This is a genomic window from Akkermansia sp. JRP_AM1, from assembly GCF_049262625.1.
In the GTDB taxonomy this organism is placed as follows: Bacteria; Verrucomicrobiota; Verrucomicrobiia; order Verrucomicrobiales; family Akkermansiaceae; genus Akkermansia; species Akkermansia massiliensis.
Genome location: NZ_CP118234.1, coordinates 19,059 through 37,254, shown reverse-complemented (window position 1 = coordinate 37,254; position 18,196 = coordinate 19,059). Strand labels below are relative to the sequence as shown.

The following is an 18,196-nucleotide window of genomic DNA, read 5'->3' as shown; positions in this document are numbered from 1 at the left end:
TACAGCAACATCCACACCTTAATACATTTCAACGATGGCTACCAAAATATTCGTCTCCGGTTTTTACGACATCATTCATGCCGGGCATATCCAGTTCTTCCGTGAAGCGCGTTCGCTGGGGGATTTCCTCATCGTCTCCTTCGCCTCCGGGCAGGTGCTCTGGAAAAGCAAGCGCAGAAAACCATCCATCCCGGACGACCATAAAAAAGTGATTCTGGAAAGCCTGTGTATGGTGGACAAGGTGGTCTGCGGAGAACATCTGGAGCCGGGAATGGATTTTGAACACGTTTTCCTGAAAGAACGGCCCGATATCCTGGCTGTTACGGAAGATGACTGTTACGGCGACCTTAAAAGGGAACTGTGCGCAAGAATTGGAGCGCGGTATGTGGTGCTTCCCAAAACGCCTCCCTGTTCCGAACAGATTTCCACCACCCAGCTGGTGAACAGAATCAAGGCCCCGCTTAGCGTTCCCCTGCGCGTGGACTTTGCGGGGGGCTGGCTGGACGTTCCCAGGCATGCGCGGCAGGGGGCGTACATTGTCAACTGCGCCATCAGTCCGTTTGTATCCCTGGACCACTGGCCCTATGAACTCCGGTCCGGACTGGGAGGCAGCGGAGCCTGGGCCATGCTGCAGGGCCGGGACCCCGTCCAGTCGGAACTTGCCCTGGGGGTTGGCTGGCAGGATCCGGCCGTGATTGCGGAAACGGGGCTGTGCGTCTGGCGTTCCGGCGCCGTTCCCGTGCTGGACATCAAGAGCACCGGTGACTTTCTGGCCGGGAAAATGGCGGTCTTCCACACCGGGCATGACCATGATACGCCGGGAATGGCTGACGGGTGCAGGGACTATGCCCGCATCGCCCAGTCTTCCCTGATTGCCCGCGCCGGAGTGATGGAGCGCAGCATTCATGAACTGGCTGCCGGAGTGGCGCTGTACCATAGCGTGCAGCTCCAGGAGGGGATGGCCCCCCTTCCAGCACTGGGGGAGGAGCTGGCGAAGAAATACCTGGGAGGCGGGTTCGGCGGATATGCCCTGTACCTGTTCGCTTCCCAGGAGGACAGGGACGGGGCGGTGCGTCTTCATGACGGCATGAGGGCTGTGGAGCCGTATTGCAAAAGCCCCTTCTGATTCTTTTGCCGGAATGAAAATGTCCATGGTTGAAGAATACTCTCCGGACACGGAGCCGGAAAAGGCGCAGGCTACCCGTCCGGGGGCCGTTCCCGGGACGCCGCCGAGGGAATGCTGGCTTGACCTGGGCAGGGTGGTTGGCCTGTTCTTCATCGTCCTTTTTCATGCTGGGGGAAGCGGAGCGGAATTCCCTCTCTTCTTCCAGCGGGTGCCTTTTCTGTTCATGGCGGCGGCCTACTTTGTGGGACGCAGGAAAATGTTCGACTGGCGTCATTCCCCGTGCAGGTACGTTTTATTTTATCTGGCATGGAACGGCGCGGCTTTTCTGGAAGCGTTCTTCAGGCATTGGATTTATTTAAGCCTGGGCCATTCAAGCACGTGGGACTGGAGCAGCCTGCCCTGGAAACTGACGGGAGTGGGAACCACCTTCCCCTACGACGGCCCCCTGTGGTTCCTGAAATACGTGATGGCGCTGAGCCTGCTCTCTTCGCTTTTATTTGCCCTGGGAAAAAGGAAGCTGCTGATTCCCGCGACGATAGCCGTTCTCTTCTCCGTAGTGCTGTTTCCGGAGATCAACGCGCTGTTTTCCGACCCTCCCCGGGTTCCGTGGGCGGACTCCCTGGCTTTTTTCATGCTGGGGTTCTGCCTTTCCTCCCTGACGCTGGGCGAGATTAAGCTGTTCCTGAAAAAAATAAGTTACTTTTCCCTTCCCGCGTGGGCGGCAATAGCGTGGATGAACCATGGCGGCGTCATCTCCACGGAAACCCTGCACACCATCCCCTGCTGGATTCCGGGGATTCTGGGACTGGGCTCCCTGTGCGTTCTGCTGGCGGAAAAGACGTTCTTTCGTAAAATCGCTCAGGCATGCGCTCCCCTCTTTTTCTTCATTTATGCCGTCCATTGCCTGATCCTTCCCTGGTTGATGCCGCTCCTCTCGAGAATCCTTCCTGAAGAACTTCCTTCTCCCATGATTGCGGCGGTCCTGGTATTTGCGGGAGCATTCTTTCTTCATCGGCAGGTGGTCCGGCATTACCCCGGCTGGGAATACCTGATCTTTGCCCAAAAGCGGAGAAAGCCGGTGACTGACGGGCAGGAAAAGGAGATAGTTGCCGCCGCCTTTTCCCGGTCCGCTTCCATCAATGAGCCCCCTCTTTAGAGGTCTTCCGATTTTTCTGTGGCTTATATGGGAAAACGGTTTCTCCATGCTTGAGCCGCCATTATCTTTTCAGATGAACCTCTGTTAACAACCCTTTTCCCATTTCTCCTTTGCCGCGCTCAATATCCCTTCTTCCATGGACAAACCTTTTCTGGCGGCCCGCTTCATGGCTTCATTCAGAGTGGAGTTTTTATTCGAACGGCAATTTGAGATTCCAATTCCGAAGGGCCTCCGGCACTCGTCAAACGGCGTAATGATGCCTGCACGTTCCCGGGCAATCTTTGACGGCAACCCCGTGCGGAACCGCCGCCGTCTGGATGCCAGAAGACATGCCCATTTCAGCCCGGATGATGGAATGGCCCGGAGGGAGATGAAAGAATATTATTGTTAACAGAGTATTATCAATATACGGCTAAAAATACCCCTTATTGATTTAAAAAAATGACTGCCTTTATTCAACTTCGCGCCCTGTTGCTCTGTGGTTTGCTGGGGTACCCGGCTGTCGCGTGTGGAAAAGGAAAGGAAGGCGTGTCCGTCATGGTTCCGGAACAGGCTTCCCGCGGAGAGCTGGTGGAGATGGCGGTCAAGGTAAGGCCCTCCGGCCGGCAACTGGATTACCAGCAGCGGGAAATGCTGGGTTTCATCCATTTCGGCATGAACACGTTTACCGGAGCGGAATGGGGAACCGGAAAGGAGGAGCCTGCAATTTTCAATCCTTCCCGGCTGGACGCCCGTTCCTGGGTAAAAACGTTCAAGGATGCCGGTGTAACGGGAGTGATCTTTGTAGCGAAGCATCATGACGGATTCTGCATGTGGCCCACCAAATGGACGGATCACAACATTTCCCGTTCTCCCTACAAGGGAGGAAAAGGAGACCTGGTTCGGGAAGTTTCCGCGGCCTGCCGGGAACTGGACATGAAATTCTGCATCTACCTTTCCCCGTGGGACATGCATGAAAAAAGCTTTGGGACGGAAAAGTACAATGATTTCTACGTCAAACAACTGGAAGAGCTGCTGACCAATTACGGCCCTGTTTATCTTCTATGGTTTGACGGAGCCGGGGTGGATAGCAAAGTCAATGGGAAACAGACTCCCTTCGACTGGGAGAGGATCTTTAAAAAGGCCAGGGAATTGCAGCCGGACGTTCTGCTTTCCGGGGCGGCTCCAGATGTCCGGTGGGGAGGAAACGAGATGGGACGCGGACGGGAAACGGAATGGTGCGTCCAGGGGGTTACGGCCTCGTCGCGCCTGTTTGGCGGAAATGATGTGGGGATTCGGGCTAAAGACAGGAATCTGGGCTCCATTGATAGCCTGGCAGGGAAAAAGCGGCTCGTCTGGTACCCTTCACGTGCAGGCCTCCCCATACGGAGAGGCTGGTTTTACCATGAACGCGACGACAAAACCATCAAATCTCTTGATTACCTGGTGGACTGTTACTTTTCAACCGTGGGACAAAACTCCAACGTTCTTCCCAACCTCTCTCCCAATAAGGAAGGAATCATTCCGGAGGCGGATGCCAGGAGGATGATCCAATTTGGCAGGGTGATTGGAAAGATGAAAAAAAATGACTTGGCCAGGGGAGCCCGGGCGAAAGCTCTTTCCGGGTGGGCCGGAAATCCGGAATCCGGGCTTTTGTTTGACGGCAGCCCCTTTACAGGCTGGGCCACTCCTGATGGCACCACCCGGGCGGAGGTAGAAATCCGATTGTCTGGAAAACAGGAGTTCAACGTCATCAAGCTACAGGAAAATGTTCGTGATTACGGCCAGCGTGTGGAGCGCTTTGCCGTGGATGCGTGGCTGGACGGCCAGTGGAAACCCTTGGCTGAAAGTACCACCATCGGATTCCGTAAAATGATCAGGCTGCCGAAGGCGGTGAAGGCTGATCAATTGAGGATACGCTTCCTGGATTCCCGCAAATCCATTTCATTCAGCAATTTCTCGTTGTATTACCTGGCTCCTTTCTCAACGGAGGACAACGTGGAAGGCGTCCGGAAACTGAACAGGAAGGAATGGAAAATAACCGTTGCCGGGAAAAACCTTCCCGCGGCCCAGTTGGAGCGGCTGAAAGACGGGAAAACGGATACTTATGTGGAAGTGGGACTGCCTCCCCAGGGATGCGACATTGTTATTGATACGGGAAAAGTGCAGAAAATTGCCGGGTTGATATATACGCCTGTGATGGAGGGAGGGCCGGGCCATATTGAAATGTATGATATCCGCCTCAGCAGGGATGGCAAAACATGGGGAAAGCCGGTGGCTTCCGGCCGTTTCGGCAATATCGTCAACAACCCGGTGGAACAGGAGGTCAATTTTGTTCCCGTTGAAGCTAGATTCGTCAAATTCAGCGCTAAAAAGGGTGCCGACGGAGCACGTAAAGCGGCTGTTGCCGAGTTGGATTTGCTTTAATATGGCCTATAAGGGCCTTTCTACGAGGAAAAAGAGGGAAAGGGAAACCAGGCAAATGGAAATTTGGTTCTTGCTCCGGTGTGCTTCAACAGGAAGAAGGATGCTAGGTTTCTCCATGAAGCAACCAGGCGGCCCATGTAAAAAGGAAGCGCCCCAAATGTTTTTCCGCTTACCATGCTTGCATTAACGGCTAACATATCCGCCGGCTCTGCAATCGTGGCGCGTGGGAGGTAGGGGCAGGGACACTTCAACTTCTATAGGAAGATTATCCTGACGGCCGTATTCCCGGACAGGAACGGCTTCGTTCAGTCTCGACGCTTTTCACAGGATGATATTTTCCAGGAACAGGTAGAAACTTTCAACGAAGTGGTAGCACACGTTGCCGTTTTATCCGATGAATGGAAGGAGCTTCACGTCCGAGTGCGGCTGGATCAGATCATCAGCTCGCCTTTGGAGGAAAGGGAAATATCTCTGGAATCCAGGGATGCGGTTGCTCTGACCGTGGAAGCAGCCACCGCCCAGGAAGGGAGCGGGTTTTTCACCAGCCAGAATTTCGGAGTTCACGATGGTGGACGGGATGGCAGTGGCGTTGTTCAGCCACTTCGCAACAAACAACAAGAAATAATCATGAATAAAATTACTTCTATCAACGGAACCCTCATAGCTTCTCTGAATGAACTGAATGAACATGTGGAGAATGGAACTGCCCATGTTACAGAGGAAGAGCGTACTGCATGGAATAATCAAACCACGGTCAAGGCCAAGGGGATTCTCATTGCCACCCAGGAAGACCTTGACGAGCATACCGGGAACAAGGCCATCCATGTGACGGAAGACGAACGCGCCGCGTGGAACGCCAAGGCGGATGCTGCCGCTCTTTCTGCAAAAGCCGACGCGTCTTCCTTCAATGTGCACAAGGATGATGCCGTAGTCCACATAACAGCGAAAGAACGTGAAACGTGGAACGGCAAGCAGGACAAACTGACAGATGAAGCGGGCAATATGACGCTGGACGGAGGACTAACGGCTCAGGGCGGAACATTTTCCGATGCGGTTAATGCTAACGGAGGCATCAACATCCCGCTTGCCGCGGGAGCCGTGACTAATACTGCGGCCGTCAACCGGATATATGCTGCCGGGCTTGCCGCCGTGGCCGAGACATACAACCTGCAGATTTACCTTGATGCCGCGATTACTACCACCACCAATAATGCTGCCGTGACGGAGCGGGTGTCGGGGCAGCTCATGAGGGTTACCGTGCCGGCCAGACAGTCGTCATCTGTCAATATGGGCCTGGATCACTCTCTTATAGGCCGCGCCAATTACAGCAAATTTGGCGGATTTACCCTGCCAGTCCGGATGTCAGCCTATAAAGCCACTATCAAGATAACGCTAGGCATGGGTGACGGACAGGTGTCGGTGAGGACGGATAGAGACGTTGACGATTACACTAGGGTGCACACTAGCGCTGAGCACTTTGGCGAGGTGCTGGATGTGACTATATCTGACACAAGAGATTCTGAGTCCAGAGGGTACTGGGTCAGAGTCAGAGAGATTTATTACTCCCGTTCAGCGGGGAGGAAGTTTGTCAAGACTACGAGGGCATTATTACCCCTTGACGGCAACACAGCCGTGCCCGCATCCATCAGCGGGCTGGTGTATCACCAGTACCGTGACGGTGGCTGGGATACTGACAATTATGGGACGTTGTGGCTAATGACAGGCGGCTACGATAATCGCTGCTGCATACGCATCGCCAATGTGCGGGGCATACATACCTACAACTCGGTAGGATTTAACGCATGCCACCTGGACATCTACAACAGTACAAACGCCACAACTGTGGACATAGGCGCTCCGCGCATTATGCAGCGATACATGGACGGTTATAACCCTGCGTATTATGGATTTTCGGCCATCGAGTATAACGCGATCAAGTCCGAGACGATAGAGGATTTTATTGATCCGGATACTCAAGATCAAGCCTGATACCATGATTGCAGATAGATAGTTACAGCTACAGTTTCCATGTCTCGGAGAGTGGGACAAGTTCACGATGACAGCCGTGTACCGGGACGCGGACGGCTACACTCACACTAACCGTTACGCCCAGGACAACATTCTCACCGAAGCCCTCTCCCGCCCACCGCAGGAGAGGGCTTCTTTATACCCGCAGTGCACGGCAATTTCCCGCAGTACATTGTTTCCAAAATGATTTACAGTGTACTACTGTTTGTACTGAAGTTTTGGATAAATAAAAATCGCAAGTACTGTATTTCAAGCACTTGCGATTAAAATAAATGGTGGAGGCGACGGGAGTCGAACCCGTGTCCTGAAGGCCGTTGATGCCGGCATCTCCATGTTCAGACGCATATTGCTGCTTTCGCGGCCGCTTCGTCATGCGCCAACTAGGCAGGCTCGCTAGTTGCCTGTGGAAGTCTCGTGCGTTGCGCGGCAACCCCGCATTGCACCAGCCTGCTGAATGTTCGTCGTCCCCTCTAGCAGGCGTTGAGGTTCTGACGCGGCTGAACTAATTAGGCAGCCAGAGCAAGGTCGTTAGACTCTGCATTTATTTTTTTAATCGGCTTTTTAGAAGGCCAGCCGATTAACCTTCACATGCAGCCAGCACCTCAGACTTCCAGTCGAAACCATGGCGCCCCCATATGTATTTACCGGTAGAGACAAAAAATCCCGCCATGGCGTTCAGGCAGGAATTATTTTATTTACCGGTGGTGATGCAAGTGGCACGCCCGTAGGGATTCGAACCCCAAACCTTCTGATCCGTAGTCAGACGCTCTATCCAATTGAGCTACGGGCGCTTTGACTTGCGTCGTGTACCGCGTAAGCGGTGAGAGGAATATAGGTTTTTCTTCGGGAAAGTCAAGATGTTTGTAAGATGATTTGAGAAAAAAATCTCATTTTTTCTCTTCCCGGGAGAGGAGTCCTTCAAAGACAGGCCGTTGATTCCGGAGCGCAGAAAGAGGGGAAAGGCGTTGCGTCACGGAATGGGCTGTGGCACACTGAACGGAGAAAATGAGCGAGTTCAAGGTGATCAGGTCGCCGATGGAGGCATTGAAGGAGTACTTCGGCTTTTCCAGTTTGAGGGAGGGACAGGACCGCGTGGTGGCTTCCATCATGGAAGGCCGCAACGTGCTGGTGGTGATGCCCACCGGGGGAGGGAAATCCCTGTGCTACCAGCTTCCCGCCTTGTGCCGGGACGGGGTCTGCCTGGTGGTCAGCCCGTTGATCGCCCTGATGAAAGACCAGGTGGACGCCCTTGCCGCCAGAGGGATTCCCGCCACCATGATCAACAGCTCCCTGAGCTTTCCTGAACAAAGGGAACGCCTGGCCGGCATGAAGGACGGGGCGTTCAAGCTGGTGTATGTGGCTCCGGAGCGTTTCGGCCATGAGGGGTTCATGCGTGCTCTGGCGGAGGTGGACGTGAATATGGTTGCCGTGGATGAGGCTCACTGCCTGAGCCAGTGGGGGCATGATTTCCGTCCGGATTATTTGAAGCTGGGCAGGGCTATTGAAGCGATGGGGCGCCCGCAGGTAGCGGCTCTGACCGCCACGGCCACTCCCCGCGTGCGGGAGGATATTCTGGAACATTTGAGGCTGGACGACCCGGTGACGATTGTACGGGGGTTTGCGCGGGAAAACCTGCATTTCCGCATTACGGCTTGCGATACGCACAAGGACAAGTACAAGAGGCTGTACGAGCTGGTGAAGCGCCATAAGACGGGTATTATGTATTGCTCCACCCGCAAAAAGGTGGAGCAGGTCCATGAGGCTCTTTCCGAACTTGGCCTGAACGTGACGGCTTACCACGCGGGCATGACGGATGAGCAGCGGGAAGAGGCTCAGAACGCCTTCATGAACCGCCATGCGGACATCGTCATTGCCACGAATGCGTTTGGCATGGGCATTGACCGTGCCGACGTCAGGTTTGTGGCCCATTTTGAGGTTCCCGGCAGTGTGGAGGCCTATTACCAGGAAGCTGGCCGTGCCGGCCGCGACGGGGATGAAGCCTATTGCGAGCTTTTGTTCAACCACGCGGATTTGCGGACCCAGGAGTTTTTTATTGAGGGGGTGAATCCGGGCGTTCCGCTGATTGTGGAACTGTACGAGTTGTTAAGGAAGCATTGCAGTGCGGAAACCCACGATGTGGCGTGGTCCATGGAGGAGATGGGGGAACGCCTCAAATGCCGGAATGCCATGCAGGTGGGGGCCGCCCTGTCCGTTCTCATGCGCAATGGCGCGATCAGCCGCCATGACGTTCCGGGGCAGCGCGTGAAGCTTACCAGAGTGACGGACCCCGCCGTAAGCGGCTTGAAGATTCCTCTGGACGAACAGGCCCTGCGGGAAAAAGAGGTAAGGGACCGGGAAAAACTGAAGGCGGTAACGGAGTTCGCTTATTCCACCGGCTGCCGCCAGCAGTGGATTTTGAATTACTTCGGGGAGGAGGATGGCGCCCCGTGCGGCCGCTGCGACCAGTGCCTGACGCTGGGGGTGGAGGAAGGCCAATCGTTGGGCGAGGAGGAAACCAGGGTTGTCCGGCAGGCGCTGAGCGGGATTGCGCGCGCGTCCGTGCGCATGGCGGACGGTTCCTGGCAGGGAAGGTGGGGCAGGACGAAAATCATCCAGATGCTCAAGGGGGCGAAGAATCAGGAAATTTTAAAAACTTCCCTGGCCCGGCTGAGTACGTATGGCATCCTTTCCCGGTGGAGCGAGGACGACATCCGCCAGCTGTTCCGCGCCATGCAGATGGCGGGCCTGACCAAAATGAGCGGAGAAGCGGACCGCCCCCTGATTACCCTGAGCCCGAAAGGTAATGAAGTGATGATGGGGCGGAAGGAGGCCTCCATGATTTGGCCTCTTGCCCGCAGAGGAAAAGCTTCTGCCCCCTCGGGACAGACTAGGGTGCGCTCCACGGGGGATTTGGCCGCCCTGGGCGAGTTTGACGAAGATTTGTTTTTGAAATTGAAGGAGCTCAGGAATGAGCTGGCCCGTGAAGCCGGAATTCCGGCTTATGCCGTATTCCACAATTCCACCCTGGAAGGGTTGGCCAGGCTGAAACCCACCACCCGCCGGGGAGCCATGAACGTCCACGGCATCGGGGAGCAGAAGGCCGCGAAGTATCTGGATGATTTTCTGGAAGTGATCGCAGAGCATTGCGAGGTTTAAAAAGGTTTTCCGGACCGCTTGCACCATGTCCGCGCCGCCGTGGGGGAACTGATGGCCCTTGTTTTCCCATGGTCCGGCCGCTGAATGTTCCTGCGGGGTTATATTTGCAGGTGAAAAACGGCTTCCGGTTGATTTTATGTTGGGAGGACGTTTGTCCGTCTCTTGAATCCGGACGGGAAATTCCAGTGGGAGGTGGCGCTGAAACCCGGTGAAGAAAAGGAACTGACCTGCCAATATGCCTGCCTGGAGTAATTCCTGCCTGTACTATTTATGTATTGACTTCATTTTGGGAAGTGTGTAGTTTCTTTTCCACACATTACCCAAGACGGAGCGGTGGCTGAGAGGCTGAAAGCACTCCTTTGCTAAAGGAACGTACTGGCAAAACCGGTACCGAGGGTTCGAATCCCTCCCGCTCCGCCAAAACATTTTTCTTCTTAAGAGTCTGTATTTTAACGATACAGGCTCTTTTTTGCTTTTTTGGCAGGTGTTGCAGAGAAGAGAAAGGATCATTTGCCTTTTAGTCAAATGCCTGGCTGCACTGGTTTAGAAACTGGCAAGGGAGAGTTGCATGGAGATACAGTTCAGCAAGCTATCTCTGCCGGAGTTCTTCCAGCGTATGAATGGCAAGGCCGGGGAATGAGGTGAGCATGAAAGAAGCCTGATTGTTCTGAAATTATTAATGGGGGAGGATTAAAAAATGGCGATGCTGTCCCTTTCCATTATTTGCTGCAGCGAATATGGTTTTTTATTGATTGATTTTCTCTGTGAAGCTTTTATTAAAAATGGATAATGTATCCTCTTTATGAAAACCATTCTTTTTTATTGTGGGCATTTTACCTTGTCCTCTCTTACGGGAGCGGAACACCGTTCCTGTGGTATGGGACAAGCGGAAAAAACAGGGTTGTTCCGGATAGCCCCATTGCACTTTCCATGCAGGGAGAACGGTGGGAGGACCCTGTCTCCGGATGCTTTGGCCAGTTTTATGTTTAAAAATCAGGGAAAGATTCCTATTTATCTTCTTGACTTTTTTGACGTAGGGAAAGAAAAGCTTTTTTCTCTGAGAGGGATCATTTGCAATGACGAGGAGAAAAAGTGCTGTATTACATGCCACGTCTCAAGATTGAGTTGTGCCATCCACTGAGGTATGTGGATTTGCTCCTTGGCGGCATTTACGTTGTATCTTTCCCTTTGCCAAAGCTTATCAAGGATCGATATCCGGAAGGACTTCCTTAAGGGAAATCCTTCCTAACGGGGGAGTATGAAAATCAATTTGGCCGTAATTGCTTTAAAGGGAAACCAGTTTCCTTCCCGCCGGGTTTACGGTAGGGGAGTAGTCCGTGGCTTTCATGAATTCCCATGCTCGCTCATCTTGGCACGAAGCGGGCTCTTACCGGGGTTCTCTCTCAGGGGGAAAGAGGGTGCATACCGTTTCCCGCACTTCGTCAAGTCATTTGGCACGGATGTCCGGAGTGCTGGCTACAAGGATGCAGAACATTTTTCTTTCAAAAACATGCACGCTGCAGAAAGCGAAGATGCAGTCTTTAAAAGCCGGGGCTGTCCCCACCAGTTAGGATGGATGATGACAATGCCGTCAACTTCCCTGGTTTCCGGCTGATGGAGAGCTGTCCAGGCGTTTTCCCGGGATGTCGCTGACCAGTTCCATGTCCGGCCGAACGGGGTTGGAGTGCTCCCGGCAGAGGTCATGAAAGCGGATGGTGTGGCCCTGTTCCTTGAGTACATGTACTGCCGTGGCGGCAATTGCTGCATTAAAACTGTGCTTGTAGGAATGTCCTAAGATGACGGATATTTCATGTCCGTTTGTGAATGTTCTTTGTGTGCTTGCGGCAATGCATTGTTTCGGAAAGAGAGAAGTTATTTCTTTTTCTTAAGAAGCCGGTCATGTGCAAGGCGATGCTTTCCTTTGTAGAGAAAGTCAGTTTTATTGTTCCTGCCGACGGTGCAATCAATCAAATTAGGAATTTCCTCTTTGGTATAGCCGGCTTGAAGAAGGAACTCTTCGACTTTGGAATATTTACCAGGAAAGATGGAAACAAGAATTTCCATAAAAGATTTTTCCAGGTCTTTAGTTTCGTCTTCGATTACTTGATTTCTAGAGTTAATAAATGATTCACCATCAGCAACTTCGTTGAGAAGATTCCAAAGCTCTGAAATTTGTTCTTGAGATTCAATATAAATAGTTTTATTTTCTTTTAAGTTTTTAGATTCTCCGTTTGTTTCTTTATATTCCGTGATTCTGTAGGGATTATGTTCTTTTGATTCTTTGAATTGTTTTAATATTTTTGCATAATAAGGCAAAAATATATGATGGATAATCTGTTTTTTAGAAGATTCTTTCATATCATTCGAATCCTTAATAAGTCTTATATATTTATCGAGGAATAGACAAATCTCGGATTTTTGATTGATATCGGCCATTTCATCAATCTCAACTTCCGGTTCGGTTTTCTGATATGTTTTAAAGGAAAATAACGGAGCTGAGGCGACAAGATAACAATGCCATATTTTGTCGCTCAATTCAGTATTAATATTATTTTGCGTCGTTAAACCGAAGGTAAATGTATGTTTTTCGGCATTTTTATAAAAGGATTTAAAATGCTGATATTCTAGCAAATCCGAAAGTTTCTGGATAGTGGCAGATGGTTGTTTAAATTGATCTAAGCAGGCAGGACTTTTCAGAGAAGAATCAGCCATAACAATAGGACACAACGAAATGAGTAGACTAATGATAGATATATACATAAATGATAGTACTTTCATAAAATTTCACCTTCATCAGAGTTTCTTTTAAATTCTAATCCAAATTTTACAATAGTTATAGTTATAGACATTTTTATTGCTTCTATATTGAATATTTGGTTTGTTTTCCCTAATGAAATGGTATCTTTATTTTCTTCTTTTAAATTAATATATTTTTTACATATCCACCAGAAATTTTGTGGATTCACTCCCGACTTGCGAATTGCGTTAAGGTTAACTACTGTATCTCCTGTCTCAGCAACCATGTCATAAAGATTATTTTTATCTCTTATTCTAACAATTTTATTAACTCCGTGTCCTGTATGTGCTGATGCTAGTACCGGTTTTTTTGAATTATTGTCTCTCTCAGGCCATTCAAGACCTCCGTCTCGCTCAACAGCGTTAATTTTTTTAAAACTTACATTAGTGGGCAATAAGGTTAATTCAATGAATCCTATGAGACCATACTTTCCTTTCGGGAATTTAATTTTTTTGGTATCAACTTTATCGTTGCCATCTTCTGTTTCAATTTCTCCACTAAATTTCTTTGCCTCTATCTTTGTAGGAACTTTGATATTAATTGAAATCTTTGCTTCCTTCCCTTCACTGGTTTGGGCAACAATTTGAACGTTCGTATCTTTTGTTAATGATTTTTTTGCAATTAGACTAATCTTTTGTGATCCTTTTAATAAGTCGGCCTTTGTTTCTTCGAAGCCGTTTCCTTTAATATTCCAAGTAAGTTCCTTGATGTCGCCTTTAGGTTTTCCAACAAGTAAAAATGTGATTTTTTCTCCGATACCGATATCTGTTCTTTTTCAATCTTCTTCCTTATCTAATCCTTTCTTAATATAATAATCTGCTGAACATAATTGTGTTTGAGATTTGATTCTAAGAGAAGCAGAAGCTTCTTGCTCCGTTTCTTCAAGATCGTCATTATTATCGTTTGCTAATAAATTGTTGCAACTGTACAGAATTCCTAAAAAGCAAACAAGATGAGAGAGATATTTCATAAATATGCTAAAATACGTATTTTAAATTGAATCTTTTGTAAAGAAAAATGATTTAATTTTTAATAATGATATTTATTATAATTATTATATAAGTGAATTTGTAATATGGAAAATACATAATAGGAATGTTTCTGTGCATTACTAGAAAGCTTCTCCTGTTTAGATACCTGAAAGATGTCTGTCTTCTTATATCCAGGTCCAATCAGCATCATGGGATTGATGCCGTGTCCTTCCAAGAAAAGCGCCTCCTGAACAGGAGGCGCTTTAGGATTTGATTGGGAGTGTGTAAATGAGGGCTTACATTCCCTTGTTTTTCATGGCTTCCGCCAGGGCGGCGCCCATCTGGGCGGGCGTCTTGGCCACCACGATGCCGGCTTCCTTCAGGGCTTCCTGCTTGGCGGCGGCGGTGCCTTTGCCTCCGGCCACGATGGCGCCTGCGTGGCCCATGCGGCGGCCCTTGGGAGCCGTGGCTCCTGCGATGAAGGCGGCGACGGGCTTTTTGCAGTTGTTCTTGATCCATTCAGCGGCTTCTTCCTCTTCGGAACCGCCGATTTCACCGATCATGATGAAGGCGTCCGTGTTGGGGTCTTCCGTGAAGAATTGAACGGCCTGCTGCTGGGTCATGCCGTGGACGGGGTCGCCGCCGATGCCGATGCACATGCTCTGGCCCAGGCCCATGTTGGTGACCTGCCAGACGGCTTCATAGGTGAGCGTGCCGGAACGGGAGACGATGCCGATTCTGCCGGGCTTGAAGATGTAGGCCGGCATGATGCCGATCTTGCAGTTGGCGGCCGGGTTGACGATGCCGGGGCAGTTCGGGCCGATGAGGGTCACGTCTTTATCCTTCAGGAAGGCTTTCACCTTCTGCATGTCCTGCACCGGGATGCCTTCCGTGATGCAGACGATGAGCTTCACGCCAGCGTCAGCGGCTTCCATAATGGCGTCCGCGGCGAAGGGCGGCGGCACAAAGATCATGGAGGCGTTGCAGTCCGTGGCTTTTTTGGCTTCCGCCACGGTGTCGAAGACGGGGACCTTGCCTTCAAAGAGCTGGCCGCCCTTGCCGGGGGTCACGCCGGCGACCACGTTGGTGCCGAAGTCCATGCAGTTTTTGGCGTGGAACGCGCCGGCGCTGCCGGTGATGCCTTGCACGACCAGGCGGGTGTTCTTGTCAATGAGAGATGTCATTGTCGTAATAAATAGTGAGGGTTATTTGACTGCTGCGACCGCTTTCTGGGCAGCTTCGTCCAGGTTGTCGGCAGGGATGATGGCGATGCCGCTGTCTGCGAGGATTTTCTTGCCGATTTCCACGTTGGTGCCTTCCAGGCGGACGACGAGCGGGATTTTCATGTCAATGTTTTTCGCCGCGGCCACAATGCCCTGGGCGATGACGTCGCAGCGCATGATGCCGCCGAAGATGTTGACCAGAAGTGCCTTCACATTCTTGTCGCTGGTGAGGATGCGGAACGCGTTGGTTACCATTTCCTCCGTGGCGGAGCCGCCCACGTCCAGGAAGTTGGCGGGTTCCCCGCCGTAGTATTTGATGATGTCCATCGTGGCCATGGCCAGCCCAGCGCCGTTTACCATGCAGCCGATGTTGCCGTCCAGGCCGATGTAGTTCAGGTCATATTTGCCGGCTTCCACTTCACGGGGGTCTTCTTCCGTTTCATCCCGCATTTCCATGATTTCCGGGTGGCGGTACAGGGCGTTGTCGTCAAAGTTGAATTTGGCGTCCAGGGCGCACACGCGGTCGTCCGTGGTGACCACGAGGGGGTTGATTTCCACCAGGGAGCAGTCCAGGGCGGTGAAGAGCTTGTAAACGTTGGTGATGAGCTTGGTGGCCTGGCGGAGCAGGGGGCCGGTCAGGCCCAGGGCCACGGCGATCTTGAGGGCCTGGAAGGGCAGGATGCCCAAGGCCGGGTCAATGTGTTCGCGGATGATGGCTTCCGGACGGGTGGCGGCTACTTCTTCAATGTCCATGCCGCCTTCCGTGCTGGCTACGATGACGGGGCATTCACGGGCGCGGTCCTGGAGAATGGCGAAGTAGCATTCCTTCTTCAGGTCCACGGCTTCCGCCACCATGATCTTGCTGACCAGCTTGCCGGTTTCCCCGGTTTGCTTGGTGACCAGAACCTGGTTGAGCATCTTGCCGGCTACGTCTTCCACTTCCTCCACGGAGTCAACGACGTGCACGCCGCCCTTGAAGCCGTTTTTGAAGGTGCCTTTGCCACGGCCGCCAGCGTGTACCTGTGCCTTAACTACGTATTGGGAGAGGCCCATGTTCCGGGCTATTTGTGCTGCTTCCTGGGCGGTAGCGGCGGCAATGCCCTTGGGGGTAGCCACGCCAAAGCGCTCAAAGAGTTGTTTTGCTTGATATTCGTGAATGTTCATGACAGTGGGCCGTTCGGCCAAATGTTTGCGAAAGAAAAGCTATGCCTGTTTTTTGTGCCGGTCAAGGGAGAATGGTTTGGTCTTTTGATTTTTTGTTCGGGGGATTCATGGAGTGCCTTTGGAAATCAAAGAGGACAGAAGGCTTGACTGCATGCTTAAAGATTGTGAAACTTCCTTCTCATTTTTCCGTATTATATCTTTTATGAAAATTTACCGTCCTTCCGACACCTGCTTTGACGAAATGAAGAGCCGGATGAACCGCCGCGCTCTCCCGGAGGATTCCGTAAGGGATACCGTGAACGCTATTATCCAGGACGTTTCCGCGCGCGGGGACGAGGCCCTTTTTGATTATGCCGCCAGGTTTGACAGGGTGCATCTGGATCCTTCCTCCCTGTTCGTGACGGAGGCGGAGCTGGCGGAGGCGGAAGCCGCCGTGGAGGATTCCGTGAAAGAGGCCATTGCCGTCTCCCTGGCCAACATCCATTATTTTTCAGACCGCAGCCGCAGGCAGGACTGGTCCGGCGTGAACGCCCAGGGTGTGGAGGTGGCGGAACGCTTCCTTCCGTATGACCGCGTGGGCATTTATATTCCAGGCGGGAAGGCTCCCCTGGTGTCCACGTCCATCATGACGGGCGGTTTTGCCCAGGCCGCCGGCGTGCGGGAGATTGTGGCCGCTACGCCCTGCGGGCCGGACGGGCGGGTGAATCCCGCTCTTTTATATGCATTGAAGGCTTCCGGCGCTACGGAGATTGTCAAGATAGGCGGAGCGCAGGCGATTGCCGCCCTTGCGCTGGGAACGGAGAGCGTGAAGCCGGTTGAGAAGATTTTCGGCCCCGGCAACCGTTTTGTGGTGGAGGCCAAGCGCCAGCTGGTGGGAGCCGTCGCCATCGACCTGCTCCCCGGACCCAGTGAGGTGATGGTGCTGGCGGATGAGACCGCAGACGCGGAGTTCCTGGCCGCCGACCTGCTGGCGCAGGGGGAACACGGTCCGGACAGCGTGGTGGTGTTCGTTACCACGTCGGAGGCGTTATTGGAACAAGTGGAAGCGGAGGTGGAACGCCAGGCCGCCCTGCTGAGCCGCGGTTCCATCATCCGGGAGGTGCTGGACAAGCACGCTTACGGTTTTCTGGTTTCCTCCATCCAGGAGGGGGTGGACCTGGTGAACGCCTTCGCTCCGGAGCATCTGGTGCTCGTCACGCGGGATGAAGACGCCGTACTGGACGGCATCCGCACGGCGGGCGCCATTTATGCCGGCGCTCTTTCCACGGTGGCCTGCGGGGATTTCCTGGCAGGTCCCAGCCACACCCTGCCGACCGGCGGGGCCGGCAAGTCGTTTTCCGGCCTGCGGGCGGACCAGTTCCAGCGGCGCACCAGCATGGTGCGGATGAACCGGGACGCCGTGCTCAAGTCCGCCCCGTACGTGGCGGAGTTCGCCAGAGTGGAGGGGCTGGACGCCCACAACCACTCCCTCCAGGTCCGCGCCGCCCGCGTTGACCGGTAATTCCAAACTTCCCCCACCCCCATGAAACGACAGCAAGGAACCAAGGAACGATTGCTGGACGCGGCGGAGTGCCTGTTTGCCGAGCACGGCTATACAGGCACTTCCTTGCGCATGATTTCCCAGCAGGCATCCGTCAACATCGCCTCCGCCAATTATTATTTTGGCGGCAAGGAAGGGCTTTGGAAGGCGGTCATGATGAAGTATGCGCCGCAGGCGCGGGATTTCCGGATTTCCATGATGAATGAGGCCATGGAGAAAGGCACGGTGCGGGCGCTGGCCCACGCCTATGTTTACCCTTCCTTCCACGGCCTCCTGCATGTGAAGCTGGAAGAACTGGGCAATTTCCCCCATTACCTGCGCCTGCTGGGCATCTGCCACGTGCAGACTCCGGAGATAGCGGTGGAGTATATCAAGGAGGTGTATTCCCCCATCCGCCGCCGGTTGCATGACTGCATCCGCACCATGTTTCCGGGCGCTTCCACTTACCAGGTTTTCTGGACGGTGCTGGCTATTGAAAGCATCATGATCGGCCTGCTGACCCGTTTGCGGATGATTGTGGAGCTGATGGAGAACAACCGGGTTCCCAAGGGCAGCGTGCAGGATTTGTTTGAGCTGATTGTCCGCCAGGTGGACGGGCTGATCCATTTGTGCGGGCAGCCCTCATAACC

Annotated in this window: 12 protein-coding genes, 2 tRNA genes and 1 other RNA gene; 8 read left to right on the top strand and 7 right to left on the bottom strand. The window is 52.7% G+C overall.

What is annotated here, in order from left to right; all coding sequences use genetic code 11:
• Positions 1–34 precede the first annotated feature (34 nt).
• The 4 genes from PVA48_RS00120 to PVA48_RS00105 all read left to right on the top strand — a co-directional run bounded on the left by PVA48_RS00120 (position 35) and on the right by PVA48_RS00105 (position 6,677).
• Entirely contained in the window at positions 35–1,126 is a 1,092-nt protein-coding gene (locus tag PVA48_RS00120; RefSeq protein WP_102728350.1) for an adenylyltransferase/cytidyltransferase family protein, read from the top strand.
• A 25-nt stretch (positions 1,127–1,151) separates the two neighbouring features.
• Entirely contained in the window at positions 1,152–2,282 is a 1,131-nt protein-coding gene (locus PVA48_RS00115; protein ID WP_180975177.1) for an acyltransferase family protein, read from the top strand.
• Positions 2,283–2,723: 441 nt separating this feature from the next.
• Positions 2,724–4,688 carry an alpha-L-fucosidase gene (locus PVA48_RS00110; RefSeq protein ID WP_102728353.1) on the top strand — a complete coding sequence of 655 codons (1,965 nt, stop codon included), beginning with the start codon at positions 2,724–2,726 and terminating at the stop codon, positions 4,686–4,688.
• A gap of 366 nt (positions 4,689–5,054) precedes the next feature.
• Positions 5,055–6,677: a hypothetical protein gene (locus tag PVA48_RS00105; protein WP_102728354.1), complete on the top strand. Its 1,623-nt coding sequence runs from the start codon at positions 5,055–5,057 to the stop codon at positions 6,675–6,677.
• A gap of 312 nt (positions 6,678–6,989) precedes the next feature.
• On the opposite strand, the gene ssrA is transcribed toward PVA48_RS00105, so the two are convergent.
• Positions 6,990–7,349, bottom strand: a transfer-messenger RNA (tmRNA) gene (ssrA, locus tag PVA48_RS00100).
• A gap of 81 nt (positions 7,350–7,430) precedes the next feature.
• Positions 7,431–7,507 (bottom strand) — tRNA-Arg (locus PVA48_RS00095).
• A gap of 214 nt (positions 7,508–7,721) precedes the next feature.
• On the opposite strand from PVA48_RS00095, the gene PVA48_RS00090 reads away from it, so the two are divergent.
• Positions 7,722–9,872 (top strand): RecQ family ATP-dependent DNA helicase, encoded by a 2,151-nt coding sequence (locus tag PVA48_RS00090; RefSeq protein ID WP_102728355.1) that lies wholly within the window; start codon positions 7,722–7,724, stop codon positions 9,870–9,872.
• A 327-nt stretch (positions 9,873–10,199) separates the two neighbouring features.
• Positions 10,200–10,292 (top strand) — tRNA-Ser (locus PVA48_RS00085).
• Positions 10,293–11,744: 1,452 nt separating this feature from the next.
• On the opposite strand, the gene PVA48_RS00080 is transcribed toward PVA48_RS00085, so the two are convergent.
• From PVA48_RS00080 to sucC, 5 genes are all read right to left on the bottom strand, one after another.
• Positions 11,745–12,584 carry a hypothetical protein gene (locus PVA48_RS00080; protein ID WP_423232040.1) on the bottom strand — a complete coding sequence of 280 codons (840 nt, stop codon included), beginning with the start codon at positions 12,582–12,584 and terminating at the stop codon, positions 11,745–11,747.
• Between the two features lie 62 nt (positions 12,585–12,646).
• Entirely contained in the window at positions 12,647–13,063 is a 417-nt protein-coding gene (locus PVA48_RS00075; RefSeq protein ID WP_423232039.1) for a hypothetical protein, read from the bottom strand.
• Positions 13,064–13,444: 381 nt separating this feature from the next.
• Complete coding sequence (locus PVA48_RS00070; RefSeq protein WP_423232038.1) at positions 13,445–13,639, bottom strand: hypothetical protein; 195 nt, start codon at positions 13,637–13,639, stop codon at positions 13,445–13,447.
• Positions 13,640–13,936: 297 nt separating this feature from the next.
• Positions 13,937–14,824 (bottom strand): succinate--CoA ligase subunit alpha, encoded by an 888-nt coding sequence (gene sucD / locus PVA48_RS00065; protein ID WP_022397860.1) that lies wholly within the window; start codon positions 14,822–14,824, stop codon positions 13,937–13,939.
• Positions 14,825–14,845: 21 nt separating this feature from the next.
• The gene (sucC, locus tag PVA48_RS00060) at positions 14,846–16,027 is read right to left on the bottom strand and encodes an ADP-forming succinate--CoA ligase subunit beta (protein ID WP_102728357.1); all 1,182 of its coding nucleotides are present in this window, start codon (positions 16,025–16,027) and stop codon (positions 14,846–14,848) included.
• 202 nt (positions 16,028–16,229) lie between these two features.
• Between sucC and hisD the strand changes: the two genes are divergently transcribed.
• Positions 16,230–17,528 carry a histidinol dehydrogenase gene (gene hisD, locus PVA48_RS00055; protein WP_102728358.1) on the top strand — a complete coding sequence of 433 codons (1,299 nt, stop codon included), beginning with the start codon at positions 16,230–16,232 and terminating at the stop codon, positions 17,526–17,528.
• 21 nt (positions 17,529–17,549) lie between these two features.
• Positions 17,550–18,194: a TetR/AcrR family transcriptional regulator gene (locus tag PVA48_RS00050; RefSeq protein WP_102728359.1), complete on the top strand. Its 645-nt coding sequence runs from the start codon at positions 17,550–17,552 to the stop codon at positions 18,192–18,194.
• Positions 18,195–18,196: the final 2 nt, after the last annotated feature.

Coding starts and splice junctions, on each gene's coding strand:
- PVA48_RS00120 (WP_102728350.1), top strand. CDS start 35: ATGGCTACCAAAATATTCGTCTCCGGTTTTTACGACATCATTCATGCC.
- PVA48_RS00115 (WP_180975177.1), top strand. CDS start 1,152: ATGGTTGAAGAATACTCTCCGGACACGGAGCCGGAAAAGGCGCAGGCT.
- PVA48_RS00110 (WP_102728353.1), top strand. CDS start 2,724: ATGACTGCCTTTATTCAACTTCGCGCCCTGTTGCTCTGTGGTTTGCTG.
- PVA48_RS00090 (WP_102728355.1), top strand. CDS start 7,722: ATGAGCGAGTTCAAGGTGATCAGGTCGCCGATGGAGGCATTGAAGGAG.
- PVA48_RS00080 (WP_423232040.1), bottom strand. CDS start 12,584: ATGGCTGATTCTTCTCTGAAAAGTCCTGCCTGCTTAGATCAATTTAAA.
- PVA48_RS00070 (WP_423232038.1), bottom strand. CDS start 13,639: ATGAAATATCTCTCTCATCTTGTTTGCTTTTTAGGAATTCTGTACAGT.
- sucD (WP_022397860.1), bottom strand. CDS start 14,824: ATGACATCTCTCATTGACAAGAACACCCGCCTGGTCGTGCAAGGCATC.
- sucC (WP_102728357.1), bottom strand. CDS start 16,027: ATGAACATTCACGAATATCAAGCAAAACAACTCTTTGAGCGCTTTGGC.
- hisD (WP_102728358.1), top strand. CDS start 16,230: ATGAAAATTTACCGTCCTTCCGACACCTGCTTTGACGAAATGAAGAGC.
- PVA48_RS00050 (WP_102728359.1), top strand. CDS start 17,550: ATGAAACGACAGCAAGGAACCAAGGAACGATTGCTGGACGCGGCGGAG.